This window comes from Acinetobacter sp. 1542444 (genome assembly GCF_000581835.1).
Taxonomy (GTDB): domain Bacteria; phylum Pseudomonadota; class Gammaproteobacteria; order Pseudomonadales; family Moraxellaceae; genus Acinetobacter; species Acinetobacter pittii.
The window spans coordinates 325992-351391 of the sequence record NZ_JEYA01000001.1 but is presented as its reverse complement, the minus strand read 5'-3'; the positions used below and the strand labels follow the sequence as shown (position 1 = coordinate 351391).

Annotated in this window: 23 protein-coding genes; 7 read left to right on the top strand and 16 right to left on the bottom strand. The window is 39.0% G+C overall.

Translation table 11 applies throughout. From position 1 onward, the window contains the following. Window positions 1-44 precede the first annotated feature (44 nt). A complete protein-coding gene (locus J580_RS06090) occupies window positions 45-2051 on the top strand; it encodes an esterase/lipase family protein (protein ID WP_032003459.1) in 2007 nt (668 codons plus the stop codon). A 53-nt stretch (window positions 2052-2104) separates the two neighbouring features. On the opposite strand, the gene ahpF is transcribed toward J580_RS06090, so the two are convergent. The 3 genes from ahpF to J580_RS06075 form a co-directional block, all read right to left on the bottom strand. Beyond that, window positions 2105-3670 (bottom strand): alkyl hydroperoxide reductase subunit F, encoded by a 1566-nt coding sequence (ahpF, locus tag J580_RS06085; protein ID WP_032003458.1) that lies wholly within the window; start codon window positions 3668-3670, stop codon window positions 2105-2107. 180 nt (window positions 3671-3850) lie between these two features. Then, complete coding sequence (locus J580_RS06080; RefSeq protein WP_032003457.1) at window positions 3851-4372, bottom strand: chromate transporter; 522 nt, start codon at window positions 4370-4372, stop codon at window positions 3851-3853. Then, window positions 4372-4932: a chromate transporter gene (locus J580_RS06075; protein ID WP_001017026.1), complete on the bottom strand. Its 561-nt coding sequence runs from the start codon at window positions 4930-4932 to the stop codon at window positions 4372-4374. Before J580_RS06075 ends, J580_RS06080 begins: the two co-directional genes overlap by 1 nt. A gap of 101 nt (window positions 4933-5033) precedes the next feature. On the opposite strand from J580_RS06075, the gene J580_RS06070 reads away from it, so the two are divergent. Continuing rightward, a complete protein-coding gene (locus tag J580_RS06070; protein WP_032003456.1) occupies window positions 5034-5936 on the top strand; it encodes a LysR family transcriptional regulator in 903 nt (300 codons plus the stop codon). A gap of 90 nt (window positions 5937-6026) precedes the next feature. Here J580_RS06070 and arsB read toward each other — a convergent pair whose 3' ends face one another. Together arsB and J580_RS06060 are read right to left on the bottom strand one after the other, a co-directional pair. After that, entirely contained in the window at window positions 6027-7061 is a 1035-nt protein-coding gene (gene arsB, locus J580_RS06065; RefSeq protein WP_032003455.1) for an ACR3 family arsenite efflux transporter, read from the bottom strand. A 104-nt stretch (window positions 7062-7165) separates the two neighbouring features. Continuing rightward, window positions 7166-7495, bottom strand: coding sequence for an ArsR/SmtB family transcription factor (locus tag J580_RS06060; protein WP_032003454.1), 330 nt, complete (start codon window positions 7493-7495; stop codon window positions 7166-7168). 84 nt (window positions 7496-7579) lie between these two features. Between J580_RS06060 and arsC the strand changes: the two genes are divergently transcribed. Next, complete coding sequence (arsC, locus tag J580_RS06055; protein ID WP_017481620.1) at window positions 7580-8008, top strand: arsenate reductase (glutaredoxin); 429 nt, start codon at window positions 7580-7582, stop codon at window positions 8006-8008. 69 nt (window positions 8009-8077) lie between these two features. On the opposite strand, the gene J580_RS22900 is transcribed toward arsC, so the two are convergent. The 3 genes from J580_RS22900 to J580_RS06040 all read right to left on the bottom strand — a co-directional run bounded on the left by J580_RS22900 (window position 8078) and on the right by J580_RS06040 (window position 10966). Next, on the bottom strand, window positions 8078-8239 hold the full coding sequence (locus J580_RS22900) for a DUF1427 family protein (RefSeq protein WP_000784879.1): 162 nt from the start codon (window positions 8237-8239) through the stop codon (window positions 8078-8080). 56 nt (window positions 8240-8295) lie between these two features. After that, complete coding sequence (locus J580_RS06045) at window positions 8296-10170, bottom strand: amidohydrolase (protein ID WP_032003453.1); 1875 nt, start codon at window positions 10168-10170, stop codon at window positions 8296-8298. Window positions 10171-10279: 109 nt separating this feature from the next. Further along, on the bottom strand, window positions 10280-10966 hold the full coding sequence (locus J580_RS06040; protein ID WP_001043290.1) for a hydrolase: 687 nt from the start codon (window positions 10964-10966) through the stop codon (window positions 10280-10282). A 196-nt stretch (window positions 10967-11162) separates the two neighbouring features. On the opposite strand from J580_RS06040, the gene J580_RS06035 reads away from it, so the two are divergent. Beyond that, window positions 11163-12053 carry a LysR family transcriptional regulator gene (locus J580_RS06035; RefSeq protein ID WP_032003451.1) on the top strand — a complete coding sequence of 297 codons (891 nt, stop codon included), beginning with the start codon at window positions 11163-11165 and terminating at the stop codon, window positions 12051-12053. 49 nt (window positions 12054-12102) lie between these two features. Here the strand turns inward: J580_RS06035 and J580_RS06030 are convergent, their stop codons facing one another. Further along, on the bottom strand, window positions 12103-12843 hold the full coding sequence (locus J580_RS06030) for a GntR family transcriptional regulator (RefSeq protein ID WP_068791269.1): 741 nt from the start codon (window positions 12841-12843) through the stop codon (window positions 12103-12105). Between the two features lie 400 nt (window positions 12844-13243). On the opposite strand from J580_RS06030, the gene J580_RS06025 reads away from it, so the two are divergent. Next, on the top strand, window positions 13244-14713 hold the full coding sequence (locus J580_RS06025) for an NCS1 family nucleobase:cation symporter-1 (protein ID WP_032003449.1): 1470 nt from the start codon (window positions 13244-13246) through the stop codon (window positions 14711-14713). Next, window positions 14710-15444, top strand: a complete 735-nt coding sequence (locus J580_RS06020) for an aspartate/glutamate racemase family protein (RefSeq protein WP_032003448.1) — start codon at window positions 14710-14712, stop codon at window positions 15442-15444. The genes J580_RS06025 and J580_RS06020 overlap by 4 nt, the downstream gene beginning before the upstream one ends. A gap of 67 nt (window positions 15445-15511) precedes the next feature. On the opposite strand, the gene tauD is transcribed toward J580_RS06020, so the two are convergent. The 4 genes from tauD to tauA are packed head-to-tail and all read right to left on the bottom strand — an operon-like array spanning window position 15512 to window position 19112. Beyond that, entirely contained in the window at window positions 15512-16393 is an 882-nt protein-coding gene (tauD, locus tag J580_RS06015) for a taurine dioxygenase (RefSeq protein WP_032003447.1), read from the bottom strand. Between the two features lie 8 nt (window positions 16394-16401). Continuing rightward, window positions 16402-17271, bottom strand: coding sequence for a taurine ABC transporter permease TauC (gene tauC, locus J580_RS06010; RefSeq protein WP_032003446.1), 870 nt, complete (start codon window positions 17269-17271; stop codon window positions 16402-16404). Beyond that, the gene (locus J580_RS06005; protein WP_032003445.1) at window positions 17268-18062 is read right to left on the bottom strand and encodes a taurine ABC transporter ATP-binding protein; all 795 of its coding nucleotides are present in this window, start codon (window positions 18060-18062) and stop codon (window positions 17268-17270) included. The genes tauC and J580_RS06005 overlap by 4 nt, the downstream gene beginning before the upstream one ends. A 9-nt stretch (window positions 18063-18071) precedes the next feature. After that, entirely contained in the window at window positions 18072-19112 is a 1041-nt protein-coding gene (gene tauA, locus J580_RS06000; protein WP_081403545.1) for a taurine ABC transporter substrate-binding protein, read from the bottom strand. A gap of 441 nt (window positions 19113-19553) precedes the next feature. Here tauA and J580_RS05995 point away from each other — a divergent pair, with 441 nt between their 5' ends. Continuing rightward, window positions 19554-20738, top strand: a complete 1185-nt coding sequence (locus J580_RS05995) for a hypothetical protein (protein WP_032003442.1) — start codon at window positions 19554-19556, stop codon at window positions 20736-20738. Window positions 20739-20799: 61 nt separating this feature from the next. Here J580_RS05995 and J580_RS05990 read toward each other — a convergent pair whose 3' ends face one another. The 3 genes from J580_RS05990 to J580_RS05980 form a co-directional block, all read right to left on the bottom strand. Continuing rightward, window positions 20800-22266 carry an MFS transporter gene (locus tag J580_RS05990; protein WP_032003441.1) on the bottom strand — a complete coding sequence of 489 codons (1467 nt, stop codon included), beginning with the start codon at window positions 22264-22266 and terminating at the stop codon, window positions 20800-20802. A gap of 194 nt (window positions 22267-22460) precedes the next feature. Further along, window positions 22461-23852 carry an LLM class flavin-dependent oxidoreductase gene (locus J580_RS05985; RefSeq protein WP_032003440.1) on the bottom strand — a complete coding sequence of 464 codons (1392 nt, stop codon included), beginning with the start codon at window positions 23850-23852 and terminating at the stop codon, window positions 22461-22463. A gap of 177 nt (window positions 23853-24029) precedes the next feature. After that, window positions 24030-25325: an acyl-CoA dehydrogenase family protein gene (locus J580_RS05980; RefSeq protein ID WP_032003439.1), complete on the bottom strand. Its 1296-nt coding sequence runs from the start codon at window positions 25323-25325 to the stop codon at window positions 24030-24032. Window positions 25326-25400: the final 75 nt, after the last annotated feature.

Sequence of the window (25400 nt, the reverse complement as noted above, 5' to 3'; positions counted from 1 at the left end):
TTTGTATGATCTACCTACCATTGAGCCACTATATTTTGACCATAATGTTTTCAATAAAAAGAAGCAAAACACTGTTGACGGTCATACTACTCGGTTCAATTCTGAGTGGTTGTCAGGTCGTAAATGTTAAACAGCAAGCTTTGAATGTAACGATTGCAAATGAACGTAATAGTATTCTTACCCAAGATAAACTTAGCGAAGCGAGTCTGAATGTTTTATCAATGTCTGGTCAGGAAGCTAAAGTTTGTACAGATACACCTGAAACCTGTGTAAATCAACTCAAAAACCTTCCTCAAATTTTAGATGAACAGTTCTTATCAGCAGCAAGCGAAATGTATCTCGCAAAAGCAATGGCTTTATCAGATACATCTGACTGTAAAGTAAGTAGATTTACTAAACATAAATCTGAAGAAGAACAAAAGAATATTCTGAATAGATATGATGATTGCTTAGACCAGCAATTGAGTCTATTAGATAAAAGTATTCGCTATAGCTATGCATATCTATTTTCAACAAAACGTAAGCCTAACGACCGTATTTTTGATAATAGACAAGTTCAAATTCGCGATTTCTATAATCAAGCAATCGCCAAAATGGTCGGTGTTTATGACTTAAGACATCCCAAGAAAAATGTTGTTGAACCACAAATTCATATTGGTAAAAGTGTTTATTCAATTGATTTTGAATTTCATAAACAACTATCAGGCCAAAAGTTAGAGAAATTAATTTCAAGTTATAACCTGAATTTTTCTGGCTTAAGAACCATTAACCGCCGCGATGGTTTTGGCTCCGAATTTGTGGCTGTTTTTCCGAGTTCAGGAAATGAAGATATTAATGAATATATCCTAGACCCACTTAAATATAATTATAAAAATGGTGTTAATCCAAATATTCATAATGCACGCTACTTGGCTGCGACTATTGTAGCTGAACCCAAACACGCGACCACTGTCGAAGAAATTATTAATAATCCAGAATTCGTGATTCGAGTTTATGACCCATATCGAACAGATAATATTAATGTAGCAGGCAAACAATATCCTCTAGCAGCTAACTTTTCAGCACCTTATGGCCTATGGTTAGCCGAAAACAATTTAGGGGTTGCAGCTTATTTAACTCTGATTGACCGCGATCAGCATTTAACTATGCCGCATCTCTATATGCTTGAACCATACAACCCAAATAAGAAAATTATTGTATTAGTACATGGCTTGGCAAGTAGCCCCGAGGCATGGATTGCACTGACCAATGATGTTATGGGCGATACGGTTTTAAGAGACAATTACCAAGTTTGGCAGGTTTTCTATTCGACCAACATGCCAATTTTGGAAAGTCGTTTTCAGATTTATGCACTCTTGAAACAAGCTTTTGGTTCATTAAACCCAAGTGACCCTGCCGTGCATGATGCGGTCCTTGTTGGACATAGTATGGGAGGTATTATCAGCCGTTTACTGGTCAGTGATGGAGATATTACTAAACCTGCCTTAGAGTTAATGACGATCCGTCAGCAAAACCGCTTTAAAAAACATCCAATGGTTACTGAACGATTGCAAATGCATTCAATCAATAATTTTGATCGTGCAATTTTCTTGGCTTCTCCTCATCGAGGTACAGATTATGCAGATCGTTGGTTTACCTTGGCAGCACGTAAAATTATTCGTTTACCGGGTGCATTCTTGTCAGCTGTAGCGACTTCACTGACAACCGAAAATTTAGATGTTAAAGATTTCTTGAGTAATATTGATAATGGTTTGATTCAAAATGGACCAAGCGATTTAAGTCATCAATCTAAATTTATGGAGCTGACTAAAAATATTAATCCACACCAAGGATTAGTTTTCCATTCAATTATGGGAAATATTACTAAGAGTGATGATCCAAATGTGATTACCGATGGCATCGTTCCGTACAAAAGTGCTCACTTAGACGGAGCAAAGTCTGAGAAAGTTCTTCCAGGTGGCCATTCAATTCAACTGACACCACAAGCTGTATTAGAGTTACGCCGTATTTTACGAGAGCATTTAGTCGAACACGGTTTATATAAACCATAAAAAGAAAAAGAGCCAAAGGTTATCCTTTGGCTCTTTCGTTTTGGACTTAAATTTTACTGCCCAGAACGGATGATGTAATCAAACGCTGAGAGTGATGCTTTAGCACCTTCACCTGTAGCAATAATGATTTGCTTGTAAGGTACAGTCGTACAGTCACCCGCAGCAAATACACCTTGCACATTGGTTTCGTTGCGGTCATTCACAATGATCTCGCCACGGTTGGTTAACTCAACTTCACTGTCTTTTAAGAAGTCAGTGTTTGGCAGTAAACCAATCTGTACAAAGATCCCTGCAAGCTCGACCACATGCTCTTCATCAGTCGCACGGTCTTTATATTTAAGACCAGTCACTTGTGAACCGTCACCTAACACTTCTGTACTTAAGGCATTCATAATCACAGTGGTGTTTGGCAAGCTATGCAATTTGTTTTGCAACACTTGGTCTGCACGAAGTTTGGTATCGAATTCAACTAGAGTTACATGTTCAACAATCCCTGCAAGGTCAATTGCTGCTTCAACACCTGAGTTACCACCACCAATCACGGCAACACGTTTGCCTTTGAACAATGGACCATCACAGTGTGGGCAGTACGCGACACCACGGGTACGGTATTCTTGCTCACCCGGTACATTCATTTCTCTCCAACGTGCACCTGTTGAAAGGATCACCGTTTTCGATTCAAGTTTTGCACCGTTTTCAAGTTCAACTTCAACCAAGCCATTTGCAGTCTGGTTGGCACCCGTGATTTTGCTGACACGTTGCAGGTTCATGATATCTACATCGTATTCACGAACATGTGCTTCCATCTCGGCAGCAAACTTAGGACCTTGCGTCTTTTGCACAGAAGTGAAGTTTTCAATGTCCATGGTGTCCATCACTTGACCACCGAAGCGTTCAGCCACAATACCGGTGTTAATACCTTTACGTGCAGCATAGATTGCAGCTGTTGCGCCCGCAGGACCACCACCAATCACCAATACATCAAAAGCATCTTTGGCATTGAGTGCTGCTGCATCTTTTTCAGCTGAGTTGGTATCAAGTTTTGCCACAATCTCTTCAAGGGTCATACGACCTTGGCCAATGTGTTCGTTGTCTTGGAATACCATCGGTACAGCCATGATTTTGCGTTGTTCCACTTCGTCTTGGAAGAATGAACCGTCAATCATGGTTGCCGTGGTGTTCGGGTTATAAATTGCGATCAGGTTAAGCGCCTGTACCACATCCGGACAGTTATGACAGCTTAAGGATACAAACACATCGAAGTTTGCTTTGAGGTTTAAACCTTTAATCTGGTTAAGCACTTCATTTGACACTTTAGGTGCATAGCCAGACACTTGTAACAGTGCCAAGATCAAAGACGTAAACTCATGACCCATAGGTAAGCCTGCAAAGAACACACGAGGCTGTTCACCTGCTTTAGCCACACCAAAGCTTGGACGACGTGTATTGTTACCGTCAAAACGGGCTGTTACCTTGTCAGAAAGCTCAGCGATTTCACTCACCAACTCTTTAATTTGAGCAGCTTTATCTGATTCATCTAAAGCAGCAACTAATTCGATTGGACTTTCTAGACGTTCTAAGTAAGCTTTTAATTGAGTTTTAATGTTTTGATCTAACATCTGTTTTTACTCCAATGCATCCAAATTCTTTCAATAGATGCATAGTACGTGAAAACATAAAATAGGTAAAACAGTATGTTTTTATGTATTTAATCGGTTTTTTAGATTTAATTATTATTTACTTCAAATCAAAAAAAGCCAACCTGAACTCATCCAGCGCAGGTCGGCAAACTGGTTAAACTAGAGTAAGACCACACCAAATACAGCACCAGCAATCAAGACATGTAAAGGATGAATCTTTTTAATTAAAGATAATAAAGTTGCAATGACTACCATAATAATGAGTAACATATTTATTGCCGCTGCCTCAGAAATAATCCAAGCACTAGCAAGTACAGTTCCCACAGTGACGGGTTGTAAAGCAAGCTGTAAAACACGTCTCCATTTTTTATCTTTAAATTTTGACCAGCCTCTCATCACAAATACAGTAATAAGAGATGAAGGTAAAAATTTAGCGGTAGACGTTACAAGTAGACCTGACAACCCTGCTACATGCCATCCCACCAACGGTACAATCATCATGTTCGGACCGGGTGCAGCTTGGGCCATGGCGAACAATGCACTGAATTCTTGTGCCGTCATCCAGTGATGAATATCAACTACTTGGCGTTGCATCTCAGGCAAAATTGTATTCCCGCCACCAAATGCAATAAGAGACAATTGAGTAAAAATGATCGCTAAAGTAAGTAGAACTGCACCCATTACACACGTCTCCAAATGATAGCTGAATAAAATGCCAACAAAATCAGCATCGTCACTAGTAAAGAGATTTTTAGAAAAGCAATACTTATAATTGCAGCAACAACTACGCAAATCGCTAATGGATTACGTAATAATGGCTTAAGCATTTTCAAACCTGTTGCAACCAGAAGTCCTGCTGCTGCTGCTGCTAAACCTTCGAAAAGATGCTTAACCATTAAATTATCTTGAAACTGCTCATAGACATAATGTAAAAGTACAACAATTATCGTAGGTGCAAGGATCAGACCAATGAGTGAGCTCACTGCCCCACGAACACCGCGAAACTCCATGCCAATCGCAACCGATAAATTAATAATATTGCCGCCTGGTAAAAATTGACACAGACCAAGTAACTCAGTGAATTTTTCAGGGCTTAGCCACTGTCTCTGCTCTACAATAACTTTACGGGCTAAAGGCAGCACGCCACCGAACCCAATTAAACCTAATGTTAAAAAACCTAAAAATAACTCTGTGCAGGTCGGGACACTCTCCTTCTGCACAGCAATCTCAACATGGTTCATTTTCGTTACTTTTCACTTTATCTGACCAAGATAGAATGATACTTTTGTGATATATCTACAAATGCTTTTATTTTCATTAACCATACCATAAAGGTATTCCTATGCTCGATTTACATAAGCTCCATGCCTTTGTTGTGGTAATTGAAGAAAGGAATATTACGCATGCCGCAAACCGATTGTTTATTCAACAGCCGCCTCTAACGCGTTTACTTAAAAAACTCGAAGAAGAACTTGGTACACAATTAATTATTCGCCAGCCTCGAGGAATTGAACCAACTGAGGCTGGTTTAGCCTTATTTAAAGAAGCACAACTTTTATTAGAACATGCGCGCCATATTCCAAAATTAGTCCAAGATGTTAGCCAAGGTAAAACTGGACAACTCAATATTGGTTTTACAAGTTCCGCAGGTTTGCATCCGCTTATTTCACTAGTATTGCGCTCATATCGAGAAATATATCCAAACGTACAAACTAAACTTGAAGAAGCAGGCAGCCAAAAACAATTAGATCGATTAATCTCCGAGAAACTTGATATTGCTTTTTTAAGAGCACCGATCAGCCGTGATATTGGGTTAAAACATCACCATATATTAGATGAGCCAATGATGGTGGCATTGCCTATAGGCCATCCACTTACACAAAAAGAAAAAATTAGTTCAAATGACTTATCAAATGAAAATTTTGTCTTATACCGTCGTTCTTCAGGACAAGGTTTATATGACAATATTTTATATAGTTGCTACCAAGCAGGTTTTAGTCCACGCATTATTCAAGAAGCGCCTCGACCTACCGCTACATTAAATTTAGTCGCTGCTGGAATTGGTATAACAATTGTGCCGGCCTCAATGCATAATTTTTGGGAACATGAAATTGTATATCGCGAGTTTGATGATTCAATGAAACTAAATGCGCCTCTTTACCTGATTACTCGGGAAAATGAGAGTTCTGCCAAAGTTTCAAACTTTATTGAACTATTACAAAAACTTTTGCCCACAATGGCCTGAATGTAAAAGCTAAACAATAAAAAGTGCCTATATAAAGGCACTTTTTTAAAGTCATTTTTAACAAAAAATAGTTTAAATTTTGCTACGTTTTTAAGAGTAATACTTTTTCTTTAACCAAAGCGAAACGGTGACGAGTGAAATTAAAACGGGTACTTCAACCAATGGTCCAATCACTGTGGTAAATGCCACAGGTGATGCCAAACCAAATGTTGCAATGGCAACCGCTAAAGCTAACTCAAAATTGTTACCTGCCGCGGTAAATGAAATTGCCGCTGTACGCGGGTAATTATTCCCCATACGTTTACTCATAAAGAAGCTAATAAAGAACATCACCACAAAGTAAATCGTGAGTGGAATCGCAATACGTAATACATCTAAAGGTAAGCTCACTACATCACCACCTTTTAGGCTAAACATCGCCACGATGGTAAAAAGTAAAGCAATTAAACTAATTGGGCTGATTTTTGGTAAAAATTTAGTTTGATACCATTCCAACCCTTTCGACTTGACTAAAATCAAACGCGTCAAGAACCCCATTAAGAATGGAATACCTAAATACACCAAAACCGCGTGTGTAATAGTCCAAAAATTTACATCAATGACTTGCCCTGCCACACCAAAATATGGAGGTAAGAAAGTTAAGAAAAGCCATGCGTAGGTACTAAAGAACAAAATTTGGAAAATACTGTTAAAGGCAACCAAAGCTGCAACGTATTGGTTATCACCACAAGCAAGACCATTCCAAACCAAAACCATTGCGATACAACGTGCCAAGCCAATTAAAATAAGACCAGTCATATACTCTGGATAACTATGCAGAAAAACAATCGCAAGAATGAACATTAAAACTGGAGCAATAATCCAGTTCTGTACCAACGATAAAGTTAAGGTTTTCTTATCTTTAAATACTTCAGGTAACGCAGCATAATCAACCTTTGCTAAAGGTGGATACATCATCAAAATTAAGCCGATTGCGATCGGAATATTAACGTTATCTACACTTAATTTATTTAAAGACCCAGATGCCTGAGGAAAGAAAACTCCAATGGCTAAGCCTAAAGCCATCGCAATAAAAATCCATAGCGTCAGGTTTCGATCTAAAAAGGAAAGCCCTTGTTTGGTCATGTTCTACTCGAAGAAAGAATTGATTAATTTTGCTCAATACACACAAATGACTAATGCATTTATGCTAAAAAAATCCGAATTTTTAAGACAGAAATCTAGGAAGATTAATCACAGCATGTTATCGTGATGAAAGGCTGATGCTGTTGTTTTACTCTTGTCTCATTCTCATCATTTCCAATCACTTTTAAAATATCTAAAGCCCAAATAGGTAAATCAGGATTTAAGCTGTAATAGACCCACTGGCCTTTTCTTTCATCCAGTAATACGCCATGAGTTCTTAATAAGGCCAAGTGTCTGGAGATTTTTGGTTGGCTCAACTCAAGCTGTTCTGTTAGCTCACAAACACAAATATTTTGTTTATTTAGAACTAATTTAAGAATATTTAACCGAGTTTGGTCAGATAGACATTTAAAGAAATCGACTTGGTTGATCATATCTTCAACAGAGTATATTCGTTATTGCAAATATACGGATATCCATATATAAATGCAATATCTTAATTTGACAATAAATTTACCATGACCGAGCTAGTAAAGATTTACCATAACCCTGCTTGTGGCACATCACGCAATACCTTGGCGCTTATTCGTCATGCTGGGTTTGAGCCTATCGTTATTGAATATTTGCAAACTCCACCTAGTAAAGATGAATTAATTCAACTCATTAAGGATTCAGGCTTAACTGTACGTGAAGCAATTCGTAAAAATGTTGATCCCTATAAAGATTTAGAGTTAGAACAAAACCATTGGACCGACGAACAGTTAATTGATTTTATGTTGCAATATCCAATTTTAATTAATCGCCCATTTGTTGTTACACCAAAAGGCACGCGACTTTGCCGACCTTCTGAGATTGTACTGGACATTTTAGATTCACAAAACTTAAGCTATTTTGCAAAAGAAGATGGCGAAGTAATCATTGATGAACAAGGCCGCCGTATAAAGTAATTGAAGATATTTATTAATATAAAAAGCTAAATGGCATGGCACCATTTAGCTTTTTCTGAATGAAACGGATTAAAAATAGGATTTAATAAAAGGAAGCAGTTGCTCTCCTATTACCATGCCTAATAAACCGACTAATGCAACAAGAGGTGGAGCTGGTGACTTAACATTTAAAACATAATATAAGACACCAACAAGCAACCCTACAGCCAAAGATAACAAGTACATTTTCATCGTACATACCTTAGAGAATCAAGCCATTTAATCAGCAGGTTCCCATACTGTTTTATTTAAAATGCAAAACACGAGCACCCAAGTGCGCCCCAGAAAGATTTTTTATCCTTATCATTTACAGGAACATCAAGTATCCAAGCATGGCTATGCCCATGCATGCCACAACTGCTAGCACATTCACACAATGCACTTTGTGACTGTAATGATTGATTCGAAGGTGCATTACGATTTTCGGATAACCGCCACTGACCACCGAAGCGTTTTACCGGCGACCATGTTGGAGATGCTGGCGGTAATGGCGGATCGTCTTGCTTAAACTCTGCCCCTGCGTACACCACTTTGCCGCCTAAAACAGTGAGTACAGACTCAATCCACTGGATATCTTCTGCTTCAACTTTGAAGTAGTCATCTGACAACACAACTAAGTCGGCGAGTTCCCCTGCTGTGAGTGAACCCTTAATATCTTTTTCACCTGAGAACCAAGCTGAACCTTTAGTCCAAAGTTTAAGTGCTGTTTGACGGTCTAATAGATTTTTTTCATCATAGAGAGGTAAACCGCCGACTGTTTTACCCGTACTTAGCCAATACAAACACACCCAAGGGTTATAAGAAGCAACACGAGTCGCATCTGTGCCCGCACCAACAGGAACACCAAGTTCTAACATTTTCTTAACTGGTGGCGTTGCCTGAGCAGCCTCGGCACCATAGCGTTTTACGAAAATCTCACCTTGGTAGGCCATACGGTGTTGAATGGCGATACCACCACCCAACGCACCTATACGTTCAATATTACGCTCAGATACAGTTTCGGCATGGTCAATAATAAATCGAGTTGCAAAAGGCTGTTTTGAATTTACTTTCTCAAATACATTGAGCAAACGATTAATACTTTCATCATAGGTTGCATGAATACGGAATGGCCATTTCTTTTCAGCCAAGTGCTCTACAATAGCTTCTAGTTCACCTTCCATTTTTTCTGGTAAATCTGGACGTGGTTCATAGAAATCTTCAAAGTCACCCGCTGACCAAGTCAGGTTCTCACCTGCTCCATTCATTCTAAATAGCTCATCACCATCACCCGGAAATGTCATTTCTGTCCAACGGCGATAATCATCAAGCTCTTGGCCTGCCTTTTGAGCAAATAGGTTGTAAGCGATTCGCACCGTCATTTGATTTTGATCGTGCAATTGCTTAATCACATCATAATCTTCAGGATAGTTTTGACCGCCACCACCCGCATCAATTGCTGAAGTAATACCCAACCGGTTCAATTCACGCATGAAATGTCGAGTTGAATTGACTTGATCTTCAACTGGCAATTTCGGTGCTTTCCCTAAGGTCGAATACAAAATCATAGCCGATGGCGTAGCGAGCAAGAGACCTGTTGGCTCACCTTTTTCATTTCGTACAATCTTGCCGCCAGGTGGGTCAGGTGTATCTTTGTTAAAGCCTAATACATCAAGTGCAGCTCGGTTCAACAAAGCACTGGCATATAGATGTAAAACGAATACGGGAGTATCTGGTGCAGCTTTATTAATTTCTTCTAAAGTCGGTAAACGCTTTTCGGCAAACTGGAATTCCGTCCAACCGCCTACTACGCGAACCCATTGTGGGGCTGGAGTATTATCGGCTTGTTCTTTGAGTAAGCGTAATGCATCTGCAACGGATGGCACACCTTCCCAGCGCAACTCCATATTGTAATTTAGGCCACCCCGAATAATATGCAGATGACTGTCATTTAGACCCGGTATAACGCGACGGCCATTTAAATCTACAACTTTACTTGTTGGAGTTGCGAGTTTCATTACCTCATCATTTGTACCCGTGCGTAACACTTTACCATCTGCAATCGCAATTGCTTGTACTTCTGGACTTTTGGGGTCTAATGTTGTGATTTTACCGTTTATGAGTATGAGGTTTATTTCGGTCATTCTGAACTCCATTCTTGTGAATTATCGTTCTAAAAAATAAAGGCATATCTGTATTAATATCACTTAAATATTGAATACTAGACATGCCTTTACCTAAATCAGTAGTGTTTTATTTTGCAGGAACTGGTGCAAGTACTTCATGTTTTGATGTTGTACGCTCAGGTGCCTTATGCACCATCGTATAAGCATAATCCACACCCATACCGTAAGCACCAGAGTGTTCACGGACAATCGCCATAACTGCATCATACGTATCACGGTGTGCCCAATCACGCTGCCATTCTAGTAATACTTGTTGCCAAGTTACCGGAACAACACCTGCCTGAATCATACGTTGCATGGCATAGTCATGTGCCTCTTTCGATGTACCACCTGAAGCATCTGCAACCATATAAATTTCATAATCCCCTTCAAGCATCGCACCAAAAGCAAAGGTGTTATTGCACACTTCAGTCCACAAACCTGAAACAATCACTTTTTTACGATTATTTTTTGCAAGCGAATCACGTACTTTTTGGTCATCCCACGAATTCATTGAAGTACGTTCTAGTAATGGAGCATCTGGAAATACATCTAAAAGTTCTGGATAGGTATGACCAGAGAAGCTTTCAGTTTCAACCGTGGTAATGGTGACAGGAATATTGAATGTTTTAGCTGCTTTTGCTAACCCTACAGTATTATTCTTTAATACTTGGCGATCTATTGATTGTACCCCAAAAGCCATTTGTGGCTGATGATCAATAAAAATAACCTGACAATTGGTTGGTGATAGTTGTTCTAAAAGTGATTTATTCATGGGTAAACTCCATTATTCCTTATGAGTAATGCATTAAAATTGCTTACTGGTTATTATGAAAACAGATAAAAATGTAAAAGCATAGACAGTAAATCAGCTCGAATCTGTATTCTGTACGAATACAATCAAAACAATGATTGCTTTTTAATTTTTATAGTTTAATCATTGATATATATTTTTTATTATTCGCTTATCCATGGATCGATTAGACTGTATTTCCACTTTTGTAAGTGTTGTAGAACATGGGAATTTTAGTAGCGCAGCCAGAGCACTCGATATTTCTCGTGACTTAGTTGCCAAACGTGTTTGCTACCTCGAAAATGACCTCAGAACCACACTTTTAACTCGAACCACAAGACAGATGAACCTCACCTCTTGTGGGGAAAAGTTTTATCAACATAGCAAAGTCATTTTAAGTGAGTTCGAATGGGCTGCATACGAAATTAGCTACAATCAGCAGTACCCTGAAGGCGAGCTCAAACTCAATACGCCAATGTCTTTTAGCAATATTTTTCTTCAACATATCATTTCGGACTTTATAGAGAAATATCCGAGCATCAAAATTGATTTATTCATGACTGATCAACTATTAGACACGAATAATAATAAATTTGATTTAACCATTCGTGTAGATGGCTCTCCTCCAAACTTAGCAAATAGTAAAATATTAAATACCTATCAACGATATTTATATGCAACCCCTGAGTATTTTAATCAGCATGGATTACCAAATTCATTAGAAGAACTTAAAGAACACAAGTTTCTAATTTACTATCAGGATAGCCGACATAAGAAATTGATCTTTCAAAAAGATCAAAAAGAAGTGTCCTTTAATTGCTTCCCTGTGATGACCTGTAATAATGGTGAATTATTATTAGATATGTGTTTGAAAGACCACGGCATTGTTTTTCTTCCAGAGTTTATTGCGGAGCCTTACTACAAAGAAGGTAAATTACAGAAATGTTTGGAAGACTACACCAGTCAGCCGCTTCACCTATATGTCACATGGCCAAACCGTAAGATTTTATCGAAGAAAGTAAAACTATTTATTGATTTTTTAACACGTCAAATCGTTCCTATAAAATAACCAATCCGGGCCTTTTCCATAGGAAATTGGCCCTTGATTTTCAGTTAGTTTAAATGGTTTCAATCTTCTTATTTTTAAATAAATTTAATAAATTTTGTTCTGCTGACGCTGTGCTGTCTTCTTCAATAAAGGTCGTCGCGTAATGTTCTAAATGTTCTTCCATCAATTGAGTTGCTCGTTTTTCATCGCCTTGCTCAATCGCATCTAAAATCGCGCGATGTTCATCTGCAGAACAATTATTATGTTTTGGGATTTCATATAACCCAATCAATAATGAAGTCCTTGCAATAAGCGTCTGCAAATAACTGGTCATAATCGTATTTTGATTTGCTTCAATCAACTTTAAATGAAATTGACCTGATAGCTTAATCCACTCAGCCCAATTTCCAGCTAAACGCTCATGAGACTCTTGATCTACTAAACCTCGAAGCTTACTAAAATCTAGGTTATGTGACTTTTGAGCTAGCTTTTTTACAGTAGCGATTTCAAGCATGCTACGTGCTTCAAAGACCTCTTTTGTTTCATGAACACTATGTTTTGCAATGAGTGCTCCACGATTGGGCTGAATTTCGATGACCTTATCATGAGCAAGTTTGACGAAAACACGTCTTAACACTCCTCGCGTTACACCGAATGCTTCACACAAAGGTGCTTCTACCAAACGTGCGCCAGGAACGAGTTGTCGATTTAAAATAGCATCTACAATAGCGTTATATATATGGTCATCAATTTCATCATTGCTCATTTCTACGGCTTTTTTTGGTGCATTTGATGGCATTGATTTCTCCATTTTTATTAACGCCTCCTCTTTTTAAAACTTTATCTAATAACTGTAGTGTAAGTTTAACTTAAGCATTTTGGAATATTGCTCTCATTCCCAAAACACTAATGTTGAGCTAAACAATTCAATATTAGACTTCTAAATATCCACTTATACACCTAACTTTACTTACTTTTTATAAAAAAATTAAGCACTTATCATTTTACAAATCTGTCTCTTCATATTCCAAAATCGTATCAAGCGAAATCACTCATCAATACCACATCTCAAGTTTGGCATAACTTTTGCTCAATATAATTGTGCACAATCCAAATACATATTGTGCACAATTTTAACTTCATTCTTTTAGCCAGAGTTTCAAGCTGCTGAAGAACGTGCCCGCCCAACATACGGGAAGTGAGTATTCAAGATGAATAATACCGAAGCAATAATTAATCCTTCTTATGATGCAAAGCTAACAAATCAAGACCTAGCTCCTTTAAAAAAACAAACTTGGGGCGCTTATAATATTTTTGCCTTTTGGATGTCTGATGTTCATAGTGTCGGTGGCTATGTCATGGCTGGGAGCCTTTTTGCACTTGGGCTAAATAGCTGGCAGGTACTTTTATCTTTACTCATCGGCATTGCCATAGTTCAGTTTTTTACAAATCTGATTGCCAAGTCTAGCCAACAAACAGGTACGCCCTATCCTGTTATTTGTCGTGCCACTTTCGGTGTGCTTGGTGCAAATATTCCTGCTGTTATTCGGGGTCTTATCGCTGTTGCATGGTATGGCATTCAAACCTATTTGGCCTCAAGTGCCTTTTTATTGGTCATTTTAAAGTTCTTTCCAGAATGGTCAGCCTATGCTGATGTTTCAACTTACGGCTTTCTTGGGCTTTCCTATTTAGGATGGGTTGGCTTCATGCTGCTTTGGCTACTGCAAGCGATTGTTTTTTGGTCTGGCATGGATAGTATTCGTAAGTTTATTGACTGGGCAGGCCCAGCTGTCTACGTTGTGATGTTTGCGATGGCAGTATGGCTGATCTGGGAAGCTGGCTGGCAAAATATTGATTTAAACTTGAGTGGTGTTCAATACGACGGCTTTGCGGTTGTACCTGTCATGATTGGTGCTATTGCGCTTGTAGTTTCATATTTTTCAGGGCCGATGCTGAACTTTGGTGACTTCTCTCGTTATGGTAAAAGCTTTAACGCGATTAAAATGGGCAACTTTCTTGGCCTACCGATCAATTTCTTAGGCTTTTCTTTACTTACTGTGGTTTGTATTGCTGCAACGCTTCCAGTGTACGGCAAGCTCATTACAGACCCTGTCGAGATGGTTGGAAAACTTGATAATACTTTTGTGGTGATTTTAGGCAGCTTGACCTTAATGATTGCTACCATCGGAATTAATATTGTCGCTAACTTTGTATCACCTGCCTTTGATTTTTCTAATGTTTCACCGAGCAAAATTAGCTGGCGCATGGGTGGAATGATTGCAGCAGTTGGTTCAATTTTCATTACCCCATGGAATTTGTTTAATAATCCTCAAGTGATCCATTACACCATTGATATTTTAGGCGCATTTATCGGTCCACTTTTTGGTGTATTGCTCGCCGATTTTTACCTCGTTAAAAAACAAAAAATTGTGGTAGATGATTTATACACCTTAGATACCAAAGGTTCGTATTGGTACAAAAATGGTTATAACCACTCTGCCTTTTATGCCTTAATTCCAGCTTCATTAATTCCTATTCTCTGCGTACTTTTACCACAACTGTCTGGGCTGGCTAATTTCACATGGTTTATCGGTATGGGATTCGGTTTTGTCATTTACCGATTCCTTAACCAACCGCTTGCCCATGCTAAATCAGCAATGACTAAGGTAAAAGTACAATGAAAATTAAAATTATTAATCCCAATACTACTCAAAGCATGACTAATAAAATTGCTACATCAGCAAAGATAGTCGCGAATTCTGGTACTCAAATTATTGCAGTGAGTCCTCAAATGGGCCCTGCAACAATTGAAAGTTATTACGATGAAGTCCTAAGTGCCGTAGGTGTGCTAGAGGAAATCCGCCAAGGTGAATTTGTAGGTGTAGATGCCTATATCATTGCCTGTTTTGGTGATCCTGCGCTTTATGCCGCCCGTGAAATGACGTCAGCACCTGTAATTGGGATTGCCGAAGCAGCTATGCGAACTGCAAGTTATGTCAGTACGGGTTTTAGTGTGGTGACAACCTTACAACGCACAGTGAATATGAGCTGGCATCTGGCTCATCGCTATGGTGCTCAACCCTTTTGCAAAAATGTTCGGGCATGTGATATCGCAGTTGAAGAGTTGGAGCTTCCTAACTCAGATGCTTATCGAACCATACGAGATGAGTGCAAAAAAGCACTCGCTGAAGATAAAAGCGATGCAATTGTTTTGGGCTGTGCAGGTATGAGTGATTTGTGTCTAAAGCTACAAAACGAGTTAGGCGTAATCGTTATTGACGGCGTTGCAGCAGCCGTTAAACAAGCTGAAATGCTAGTTCAGTTAAATTTAAAAACCAGCAAAGTTGGCGATTGGGCCTCACCTCCCGTGAAAAATTACACTGGCATATTGTCAGGGTTTGGAATGCACTAAAGAGTTACTGTTTCAATTCCAGCTCAAAACTCAGAGTTGGAATTGAAACAAAGAATAATTAAAGGAATTAAGCCTCTACTAACTCTGGCTGTTGTTCTTCTTTATAAAATGGCACATCGCCATTAATAGTTGCGCGGTGCATAATTCGATGGGCGTCGCCATAATCAAATAATGCTTTATGTTGTGTGCAACGGTTATCCCAAATCGCGACGTCACCGTCTTGCCATTTCCAGCGTAAATGAAATTGCTCTTGGGTCGCATGTTCAAACAAGAAATTAAGTAATTGCTCACTTTCTTGTTCGGGTAACTCATTAATGTGTGTGGTAAAGCCCTCGCTTACAAACAACAAAGGCTCGCCTGTGACCGGATGGGTACGCACCACTGGATGAACCACTGGCGGGTTACGCTTAAAGGTTTGCAAAAGCTTTTCACGTTCTTCTTCGTTATGAGCAAAACGTTCAAGCGGAAAAGACTTACGAATATCGTGTGTTGCGGTTAAGCCACGTAGTTTTTGCTGTAGTTCGAGCGGAAGCCCTTTAAAAGCTGCTGTGTTGCTCGACCATAATGTATCTCCACCTACAGGTGGAATTTTAATGGCTTGCAACACACAACCTAAAGGCGGGGGTTTACTAAAAGTCACATCTGTGTGCCAAAGTTCATTGTCACGCAAATCTTGTTTCCAGCTATCGAGTACCATCACTTCAGGTACATCTTCAATTGAAGGATAAATCGGGTGCACATGTAAGCTGCCAAAACTACGTGCCAAGTCTGCTTGTGCTTGCGGTGCCAATTGCTGCTTTCGAAAAAAAATAACCTGATGATCAAGCAAAGCCTGCTGGATTTGTTGCGTTGTCTTTTCATTTAACGCATTCAAATCAATATCGTGAATAATTGCGCCAATGGTAGGCTTGATCACTTCTATATTTAAGTTTGCTACTACTGTATTCATCTTCTTTACTACAACTGCTGACCATACCAAGGAGAAAACTGTTTTTGTAACCAACGTAAAAACAGCTCAAAACTAACTGCGACAATCGCAATCACAATAATGCCCAGAATCACCGTATCGGTAATTAAGAACTGTGCTGCCGATTGCACCATAAAACCAATACCACGGTCCGCTGCAACCAACTCTGCTGCAACTAATGTTGACCAACCCACCCCAAGACCAATACGAATACCGGTAATAATATGAGGTAAAGCTGTTGGTAAAATGACATGCCAAAATACTTGTGTCTGACTTGCTCCTAGCGACAATGCCGCACGTTCACGATTCAGCTGATGGCTTAACACACCATGCGCACTACTAATAATGACAGGCGCCAAAATCGAGAAGAAAATCAAAAGTACTTTTGTGGTTTCGCCAATACCGAACCAAATTACGAGTAAAGGTAAATAAGCTAACGGTGGAATTGGACGTAATAATTCAACTAAAGGATCTAGAACAGCGCGAACCCATTTGTTCAGGCCCATCCATAAACCCAGTGGTACACCAATCACCACGGCAGCAATCAAAGCTAAAAATACACGTGAGATACTGGCTGCCAAATGTTGCCACAAAGTCGCCTTCATAAAGCCTTCTTGGCTGACCGATATAAATTTTTGCCAGACTGCCTGTGGGCTTGGTAAAAACAGTTCAGGTACGACATGCAAAGCAGTAATGAGGAACCAGAGTGCAACCACACTTCCCACACTAATTATGCTAACTGCCAAAGTACGATGCTTTTCAAAAAATGACGATAGGAATGAAGCATTTTCTGTTTGCACATCTGGCTTAAGTTTTAGCCCTGCTTTGTCATATTCATAGACGTTATCTTTAGTACTCATATGGTTAACGCCTCCTTACCGCTTTGTTTTTGCGCCCTTAAACTTTCAAATAACTGCTCTCTGAGCTGAATAAATTGAGGATCCGATTTAATCGAGCGAATAGACTCGCCCTGACGATATCGATTAGCAAAATCGAGATGTAGAGTTTCTACAATTTTGCCCGGATGCGCTGTCATCAGTACTAACTGATTACTGAGCAATAATGCTTCTTCAATGTCATGAGTAATCAAAAAGAAGCTTTTATTTTGTTGAATCCATAAATCGAGCACTAACTGCTGCATGTTTTCACGCGTAAAAGCATCTAATGCGGCAAAAGGTTCATCTAATAAAATAAACGGCGCGTGACTGATCAAAGCTCTGGCAATACCAACACGTTGTTTCATACCGCCAGAAAGTTCCCAAATATTGGCTTTTTCAACGTGACTTAATCCCACAATTTTTAAAATTGCGTTCACTTGTGCTTCAATATCTGCGCGTTTTAAACCTTTTAACTGCAAAGCGAAGCCAACATTATCTGCAACATTTAACCAAGGAAGGAGTGCATGATCCTGAAACACGACAGCGCGGGTTACATCTGGTCCATTTACCACTTCATGATTTACAAGCACATCACCTGAACTCGGCTTTTGAAACCCCGCCAAGATATTAAGCAAAGTTGTTTTGCCACAACCTGACTCGCCCAAAATGACGGTTAAAGAACCTTCTTCAATCGTTAGGTTAATGTCTTGTAAAACTGGCTTTTGCTGTTTAGGAAAAGTCAGATGAATATGTTTGGCTTCTAGTACACTCATGACAACTCCTTAAGGCTGCAAAAATGAAGAATTCACATTGCCTTTATAATCGGCTTTAAGTTGATCAACCTTGCCCTGACCTTTTAGGAACTTCGCTGTATCAAAAATATTTTGCGCAAATTCACCATCTAACGTTTGTTTTTGCTGAGTGTGGTCAAGGTAAATATTTCCACTTAATAAAAGCGGGATATCTTTTGCATCAGAACCTGTGAGCTGCGCAATTTTTTGCACGTTATCGCTATCTTTAACGTAAGCAGCTGGGTCTTGGTTATATTTTTCGAGTTGCTCAAGTGTGGTTTTCACAAAAGCTTTTAAAAAGTCAGGATTTTTCTCTGCAAAATCTTTACGTACAACCCATAAGTCATAAGTTGGAGCGCCCCATTCACCCACTTGTTTTGAGTCGGTTAAAACCGTACCAGATGCTTTAGCTTTACTTAAAGTAGGTTCCCAAACATAGGCAGCATCAATATCACCACGTTCCCAAGCAGCTGAAATTTCAGGTGGACGCAAGTTAATAATTTTTACTTTGTCTTCTGGAATGTTCCAATGTTTAAGTGCCGACAAAAGGCTGTAATGCGTAGTTGAAACAAACGGTACAGCAATGGTTTTGCCAATTAAATCTTGAGGGCTTTTTATGCCTGATTTATTACTTACCACTAATGCTTCAGACCCACCAAGTTTTGAAGTAATTAAGAATACTTCAATCGGTAAATCACGGCTTGCCGCAGCAGCAAGTGGGCTTGAACCAATATTACCAAGTACGACATCACCTGAAGCCAGAGCATTGACAACATCTGAACCCGCATCAAATTTTTTCCATTGAATGTTACGTTGACTATGTTTTTCATAATCTCCGTTAGCCTGTGCAACTTTGCTTGGGTCAACCCCAGTTTGATAAGCAATCACGACAGGTTTGTTGTCACGAACTGAAACACTTGTATTATTGTCTTTTTTATTTTGCCATACGATAAATGCAACAATTGCTACAACCACAATTGCCGTGATAATCAACGGTTTGGTCTTTGTGCTCATAATTTCATGATCTTTCAATAATATAAGCTCATGGTATGCAGCTGGCTTTATAATGAAAAATAAAAAAATATGAGTTGCTTATCTAATTTTTATAAATAACTTTTCCTTATAAGTTTTTATCTTTTGGTAAAAAGCAATTTCCAAGTAAACTTACAGATTAAAATAAAAATTAAAATACTTATATATCAATAATTAAAAACCATATTCACAAATCATATGATTAGGCAAGCCTGACAGACGGCCTCTAAGTATTTTATCCTCTCATATTTGATCATTTTTATTTTTGCTTATTGCATCCAGAGTTTTGCATCTAATTAATTTTCATTCTTTTATATAAAGTTCAGATTTTATTATCTTTTTATCTTAAAACCTCTGCAAATATTGAGATTTGGGCAAATCTTTTTCTGGTTTATACATGACGCAAATTTAATTTTTATTTTTAAGAGGAGAAAAATTCTTTTGTTTAAACATTCTCAAATTTTGAAAAAAACATTAATTACAACGTCTTTAATTACATTTAGCCTTTCAAGTCATGCGGCTCTCACCTTTGGTAATGCTGAAGAAGGTCAACTTAAAGTAAGTGGTACTGTTCGAGCTAAATATGTTTATGATTTTGACTCTGAACCCTCTACCAGTAAATTTTCTTTTAATGACGCCGTATTATGGCTAGATTACAACTCCTCGAAATGGATTGGCCGCTTAGATTATCGGATTTATGAATATTACGGGCATTTAGGCGATGCCAATTGGCTCACCGATGCATGGATGGGTTATAAAATTAATGACAACAGTAAAATTATTGCTGGCTTAAACCCCGTTCCTTTTGGCTTGGGTCGCTTTTGGGGAAATACTTATTATTTAGGCATTGCCAATAGTGCTGGTTGGGAAGATGTACACAACCTTGGGGTGAAATATGATTTCAATGATGGCATCAATGAAGCACAACTCGCCTTTTATCCTACCGATGGTGGCACCTATAGAGGTAAAAGCAAAGACTCGAGTCGATTTAGTATCAACCCTGTCAATGCAGATGACTCAGTACCAGAAGGCACCAATACCAAAGAAAAGAACTCCATTGTTGTTCGTGGTGCTCATACCTTTAAGAATGTATTAGGCCAAGAAAATTTCTCTACCCAACTGGGCGCCTCTGCATGGTATTCCACCATTGAAAATAAACGTTCAGGGCAAGATGGCGATCGCCAAGTCTATTCAGTTTTTAGCAATACCAATTATAACCAATGGAATTTACAGCTTTTGGCTGGTTATCAAGACATTGATAATGCCGACAATGAATATAAAGATCATCTGACTTTGGGCGGTTTCGATTATTCATTCAACTCTGCAACCAAAGGTCAGATTTACTCAGCCGAACTCAGCTATTTATTTCCTCAGCAGTTTGGCCCAATTACCTCTGTTCGCCCGTACTTAAACTATAGTTCTTATCGAAAAGAGCAAGATGGCTTTAAAGACTCCACCCGTTTTATTCCCGGCATTGCCTTTAACTATCAAAAATTGACAGTACAAGCCGAGTTACTCATTGGTAAACACGATCCATATCTAGGAGACAGTGAAGGCCTTGCGGCTGGTGGAACCAATGATAAATGGAATAAAAAAGCATTTGTAATTTTTGCTTATTACTTCTAATTCTTAAAACAAAGGCCAACAGATGTTGGCCTTTGTTTTTATTTAGATATCTATTTTTACTCTAGTCGATTACTGGTGAATTATTGAGAGGAAGTTCTGCTTTATCTTCATCAATCACATCGACATCTTGAGCGGTAGGCTCAAACTTAATCAGTAGCCCAATCACAATTAAAGGAATAAACGCAAAGATAGAAATAATCAGGTAAACATCGGTTTTATATCCCGCCATCCAGATCGGTAAAACAAACAAAGCAATTGCTTGAGCAACACCCGTTACTGCACGGTTAAAGCCAACTCCAACGCCACGAATCGAAGCTGGATAAGCCATGGTTGGATAAACCATCATTTGTGCCCCAGGCCCAAAGCCTTCGGCAAAAAGCCACAAACCTAGCATGCCAATTGCAGTATAGAGTAAAAAGCTATTACCGGGTTCACCAATTAATGCTAAGGCAATGAGGGCTATAAACTGGAGTAAAAAGCCTGTAAGCAACACATGCCGAGATTTAAATCTACTAGCAACAAATACGCCTAACAACCCGCCCGTAAATGCAAATAGTAAATTAAGTCCAAGCGTGGTGGTAATGGTCGTCAAGACATCGGTATGAAAGAAACGCGTTAAAATAGAAGGTAAAAAGAAGGCAATGGTCGTGTACTGAAATGCCACCGAAATGTGAATCACAATGGCCACAATAGTTCTTGGCAAATAGGTTTTATTAAATAAAACTGCAAAACCCTCGCGCTTTTTCTTTTCAGCAGTTGTTTCTACTTTTTCAACTGTAGCAACTGCATTAATTGCATAGGATTCTTGTAGAACTTTAGCTGCCCCCTTTAAATCGCCTTGGTTTGCAAGCCAGATTGGTGATTCAGTTAAATATTTACCGCGAATAAAAATAATGAGTAACGCTGGCACTGCTCCGAAAATTAAAGATGCTCGCCATAACCAATTGCTATGCTCAGGGGGTAAAAGAAAATAAAGCGCCAGAACTAGACCAAAACAGACCGAAGAAGCGGCATACCACATTGGGCACCATGCAGCTAAACGCGCTGCCTTGTTGCTACTTCCATTAAACTTGGAAAACTCAGATAAGTATGACATTGCCACAGGCAAATCAATACCAACACTAATTCCCATAATAAATCTGGCTAAAATCAAAACCCATACATTCGGTGCAAAGCCTGCGACAATTGCCGCAATGACAAAGAGCACCATGTCCGCCATAAAGACCCGATAACGGCCAATTTTATCTGTCAGCCAACCACCAATCAGGTTACCAACAATGGTTCCGCAGACAATTGCTGAAGCCACCACACCAGTCATCACAGGGCTTAAAGAAAACTCTGAGATAACTTGCTCAATACCAAAGGACAGCGTTGTTAAATCGTAGGCATCAATAAACACCCCAATCAGTGCCAACCAAATAACTTTATTCGATTTACCCTTCCCTGCAAATTTGGAAATTAATTGTGAAACATCATCGGGAGATTTAATTTCATAACGATGGTTATGATCGAGTTCTTGTGTGCTCACTTAATAATTCCTGAATTTTAATAACAGGAACAAAATAATGATTATTCACATAATACAAAAACAAATTAATCTGATGTTTTAATCTAAATTATAGAATTATCTTTTCATTATTAACTCAGCAGTAAAATGGATATAAAAAGACAAAATAAAAGCTGGCATTTAACCAGCTATTTATTTAAAGGTTTTCCAAAATATTAACTTGCCTCAGCAAGTTTTAACTCTTTTAGATTACGATATTTTGCACCTCGGTGATTTTCAGGCAAATATGGCCCAGCACCAAATAGTTTTTCTCTTAATGTTCCTTGTGCATATGAGGTTTGATATACCCCACGTTTTTGCAACTCTGGCACAATAAACTCAACTACATCGGCAAAGGTTTGATGCGCCAAAATATAGGCAAGGTTAAAGCCATCAATATCCGTATCTTCGACCCATTGCTGTAAAGCATCCGAAACGGTTTCTGCCGAACCCACTAACACAGGTCCATTCCCACCTAAGCTGTTCCAGTTTGCAATTTCTTCAATGGTCCAAACACGTTCTGGGTCCGCATTTACATAAGAATCTAATAAAGATTGAATGGCATTGGTTTGAATATATTCAACTTTATCCGTTGGCTGGTATTGTGAAAAATCTACACCTGACCAGCCAGACAGCAAGGTTAAAGCACCATCATAGCTTCCATAGCTTTGATATTCTTTAAACTTAGCCTGAGCTTTTGCATCGGTTTCATCAGTGACAATCGATAAAAGTGCATAAATTTTAACAGAGTACGGGTCACGGCCTTCTTGAGCCAATTTCTGGCGAATGCCCTGTACCACTTTTTTAGTGGCAATTTTAGACGGCGCTGCAATGAATACGCACTCGGCATTTTGACTCGCAAACTTCTGGCCACGTGAAGATGCCCCCGCTTGATAAAGTACAGGTGTTCGTTGCGGTGATGGTTCACAAATGTGGATGCCGGGTACAGTAAAGTATTTACCCTCGTGCTGAATTGGATGCACTTTTTTATGGTCAGCAAAGATACCGTTTTCACGGTCACGAAGTACCGAACCCTCTTCCCAAGAACCTTCCCAAAGTTTGTACAGGACTTCTAAATATTCATCGGCAATATCATAACGATTGTCATGGTTGACCTGAGTTTTTAGGCCCAAGTTTTTCGAACCGCTTTCCAAATAAGACGTCACGATATTCCATCCAACTCGCCCTTTGGTTAAATGGTCTAGCGTACTAATACGTCTAGCAAAAGGATACGGATGTTCAAAGGAAATAGAAGTTGTGACACCAAAACCCAAGTGCTTTGTGACTGCTGCCATAGCAGGCACAATCTGTAGCGGATCATTGACTGGAACTTGTACTGCACCTGTTAAGGCATATTCAGCACTTTGATGATAAACGTCATAAATACCGAGCACATCTGCAATAAAAATACCGTCAAAAAAACCACGCTCAAGAATTTGTGCTAAATCTGTCCAATATTCTAAATCTTTATATTCAACAGATCGATCTTGAGGATGTCGCCATAATCCAGGAGATTGGTGGGCAATACAATTCATTTCAAAAGCATTAAAACTAATTTTCTTAGTCATAAAATATTCGCCAGCATTTTATTTAATTTTTATACTAAAGCAATTTTTATGTTTTCTTTATAATATATACCCCAAACAAAATATGATTTTATTCTAATAGGTTTTTATAATTTAATTTAAACAATCAAAATAATATTAAGCCACTAAAAATAGCAGCTTAATATCTATGATTATCAATTATTGTTTAGCTACTTCACCAATACGCCATTGATAAGGTGGTAATGTGCCGTTTACACTAAAATCACCGACAATTCGATTTTTAAATACTCTGGGATTATGTGAAGATAAAGTTCGTACGTTACGCCAGTATCGATCTAGGCCTAAATCTTTGTCCGTTGCAGAAGCACCTAAAGCGTCAAATAAAATCGTAGAAGCATTTAAAATTAGATCGGTAATTACCGTTTGAGACTGCGCACTTTCAAGTTCGGCAAGTGCATTTTGCTCTTCTTCAAGCTGCTCATTATTTTGAAATGCAGCTAAGTAAGCACGCTGTAAGCTTTGTGCAACTTTTTCAACAATCGCTCCTGCACTGTAAGCTGCACCACGAATTTGTCCCACTACTTGTAAAATTTGCGGATCCTGTTTTACAAATTGAGCATTTGCATGCGTGTAGTTTCGGGTACGTTTCGCCACAGCTTGAGAAACATCATAGGTTGCAGCACGTCCTAGCCCTGTAATGATTGCCAATTGGACCAGTTGATAGTAAGCAGCCGAATATTTAAAACGGTCATCGTCAGGTAAAATTTCGGTTTCATCGACCAATACGTCATGGAAATATGCTGTACCGCTTGCGGTGAGTTGCTGACCAAAACCATTCCAGTCATCAACAATTTCGACACCTTCATCTTCACGGCGAACAACGACCGAGCCAGACTCACCCTTTAAATCTGTTACACCAACGTCCACCCAGTCTGCATATAGACTCCCTGTGGTGTAATATTTTTTCCCTTTAACGCGAATTTTTCCTTCACTGTCTCGATACAAATGAGTTTCGAACTGATCAATTGACTCTTTCCCGCCTTCAGACCATGCACTACCGACTGTTTCCCCATTAGCAATTCGGCTAAGCCAACGCTGTTGAAACGCTTTGTCTTTACTTACCAAGACATCTTCAGTGAAACCAAAATGCACACGCAAAGCTTGCGGTAAGTTTGAATCGGCCTCGGCAAGTTCAATGAGCAATGCAAATAGTTCAGGGATGGTTGCATCAAAGCCACCATGAGCTTTAGGAAGTCTTAACCTTGTAAAACCAACATCTTTGAGCCATTGAAGTTGTTCATAGGGCAAAATATGCTGTTGCTCACGGATTAAAGCCCCTTCTTTAATGCGGGCAAAAGTTGGTCTGAAATTTTTTGCCAATTCATCATAACGTGATGACGGCCCTTCCCCCCACACCCGAGAAATAATTGTGGCCTGACTAAGTGCTGCATGCGTTAGTGAACCGAGATGATGCTCAAAATTTAAATTTGTCATGTAAGTAAAACCAATATTGCTTTGCTTTTACCATAAAATATTTATTTCACATGAAAACGATTATTTTTTTATAAC

Coding starts and splice junctions, on each gene's coding strand:
- J580_RS06090 (WP_032003459.1), top strand. CDS start 45: ATGTTTTCAATAAAAAGAAGCAAAACACTGTTGACGGTCATACTACTC.
- ahpF (WP_032003458.1), bottom strand. CDS start 3,670: ATGTTAGATCAAAACATTAAAACTCAATTAAAAGCTTACTTAGAACGT.
- J580_RS06080 (WP_032003457.1), bottom strand. CDS start 4,372: ATGGGTGCAGTTCTACTTACTTTAGCGATCATTTTTACTCAATTGTCT.
- J580_RS06075 (WP_001017026.1), bottom strand. CDS start 4,932: ATGAACCATGTTGAGATTGCTGTGCAGAAGGAGAGTGTCCCGACCTGC.
- J580_RS06070 (WP_032003456.1), top strand. CDS start 5,034: ATGCTCGATTTACATAAGCTCCATGCCTTTGTTGTGGTAATTGAAGAA.
- arsB (WP_032003455.1), bottom strand. CDS start 7,061: ATGACCAAACAAGGGCTTTCCTTTTTAGATCGAAACCTGACGCTATGG.
- J580_RS06060 (WP_032003454.1), bottom strand. CDS start 7,495: ATGATCAACCAAGTCGATTTCTTTAAATGTCTATCTGACCAAACTCGG.
- arsC (WP_017481620.1), top strand. CDS start 7,580: ATGACCGAGCTAGTAAAGATTTACCATAACCCTGCTTGTGGCACATCA.
- J580_RS22900 (WP_000784879.1), bottom strand. CDS start 8,239: ATGAAAATGTACTTGTTATCTTTGGCTGTAGGGTTGCTTGTTGGTGTC.
- J580_RS06045 (WP_032003453.1), bottom strand. CDS start 10,170: ATGACCGAAATAAACCTCATACTCATAAACGGTAAAATCACAACATTA.
- J580_RS06040 (WP_001043290.1), bottom strand. CDS start 10,966: ATGAATAAATCACTTTTAGAACAACTATCACCAACCAATTGTCAGGTT.
- J580_RS06035 (WP_032003451.1), top strand. CDS start 11,163: ATGGATCGATTAGACTGTATTTCCACTTTTGTAAGTGTTGTAGAACAT.
- J580_RS06030 (WP_068791269.1), bottom strand. CDS start 12,843: ATGGAGAAATCAATGCCATCAAATGCACCAAAAAAAGCCGTAGAAATG.
- J580_RS06025 (WP_032003449.1), top strand. CDS start 13,244: ATGAATAATACCGAAGCAATAATTAATCCTTCTTATGATGCAAAGCTA.
- J580_RS06020 (WP_032003448.1), top strand. CDS start 14,710: ATGAAAATTAAAATTATTAATCCCAATACTACTCAAAGCATGACTAAT.
- tauD (WP_032003447.1), bottom strand. CDS start 16,393: ATGAATACAGTAGTAGCAAACTTAAATATAGAAGTGATCAAGCCTACC.
- tauC (WP_032003446.1), bottom strand. CDS start 17,271: ATGAGTACTAAAGATAACGTCTATGAATATGACAAAGCAGGGCTAAAA.
- J580_RS06005 (WP_032003445.1), bottom strand. CDS start 18,062: ATGAGTGTACTAGAAGCCAAACATATTCATCTGACTTTTCCTAAACAG.
- J580_RS05985 (WP_032003440.1), bottom strand. CDS start 23,852: ATGACTAAGAAAATTAGTTTTAATGCTTTTGAAATGAATTGTATTGCC.
- J580_RS05980 (WP_032003439.1), bottom strand. CDS start 25,325: ATGACAAATTTAAATTTTGAGCATCATCTCGGTTCACTAACGCATGCA.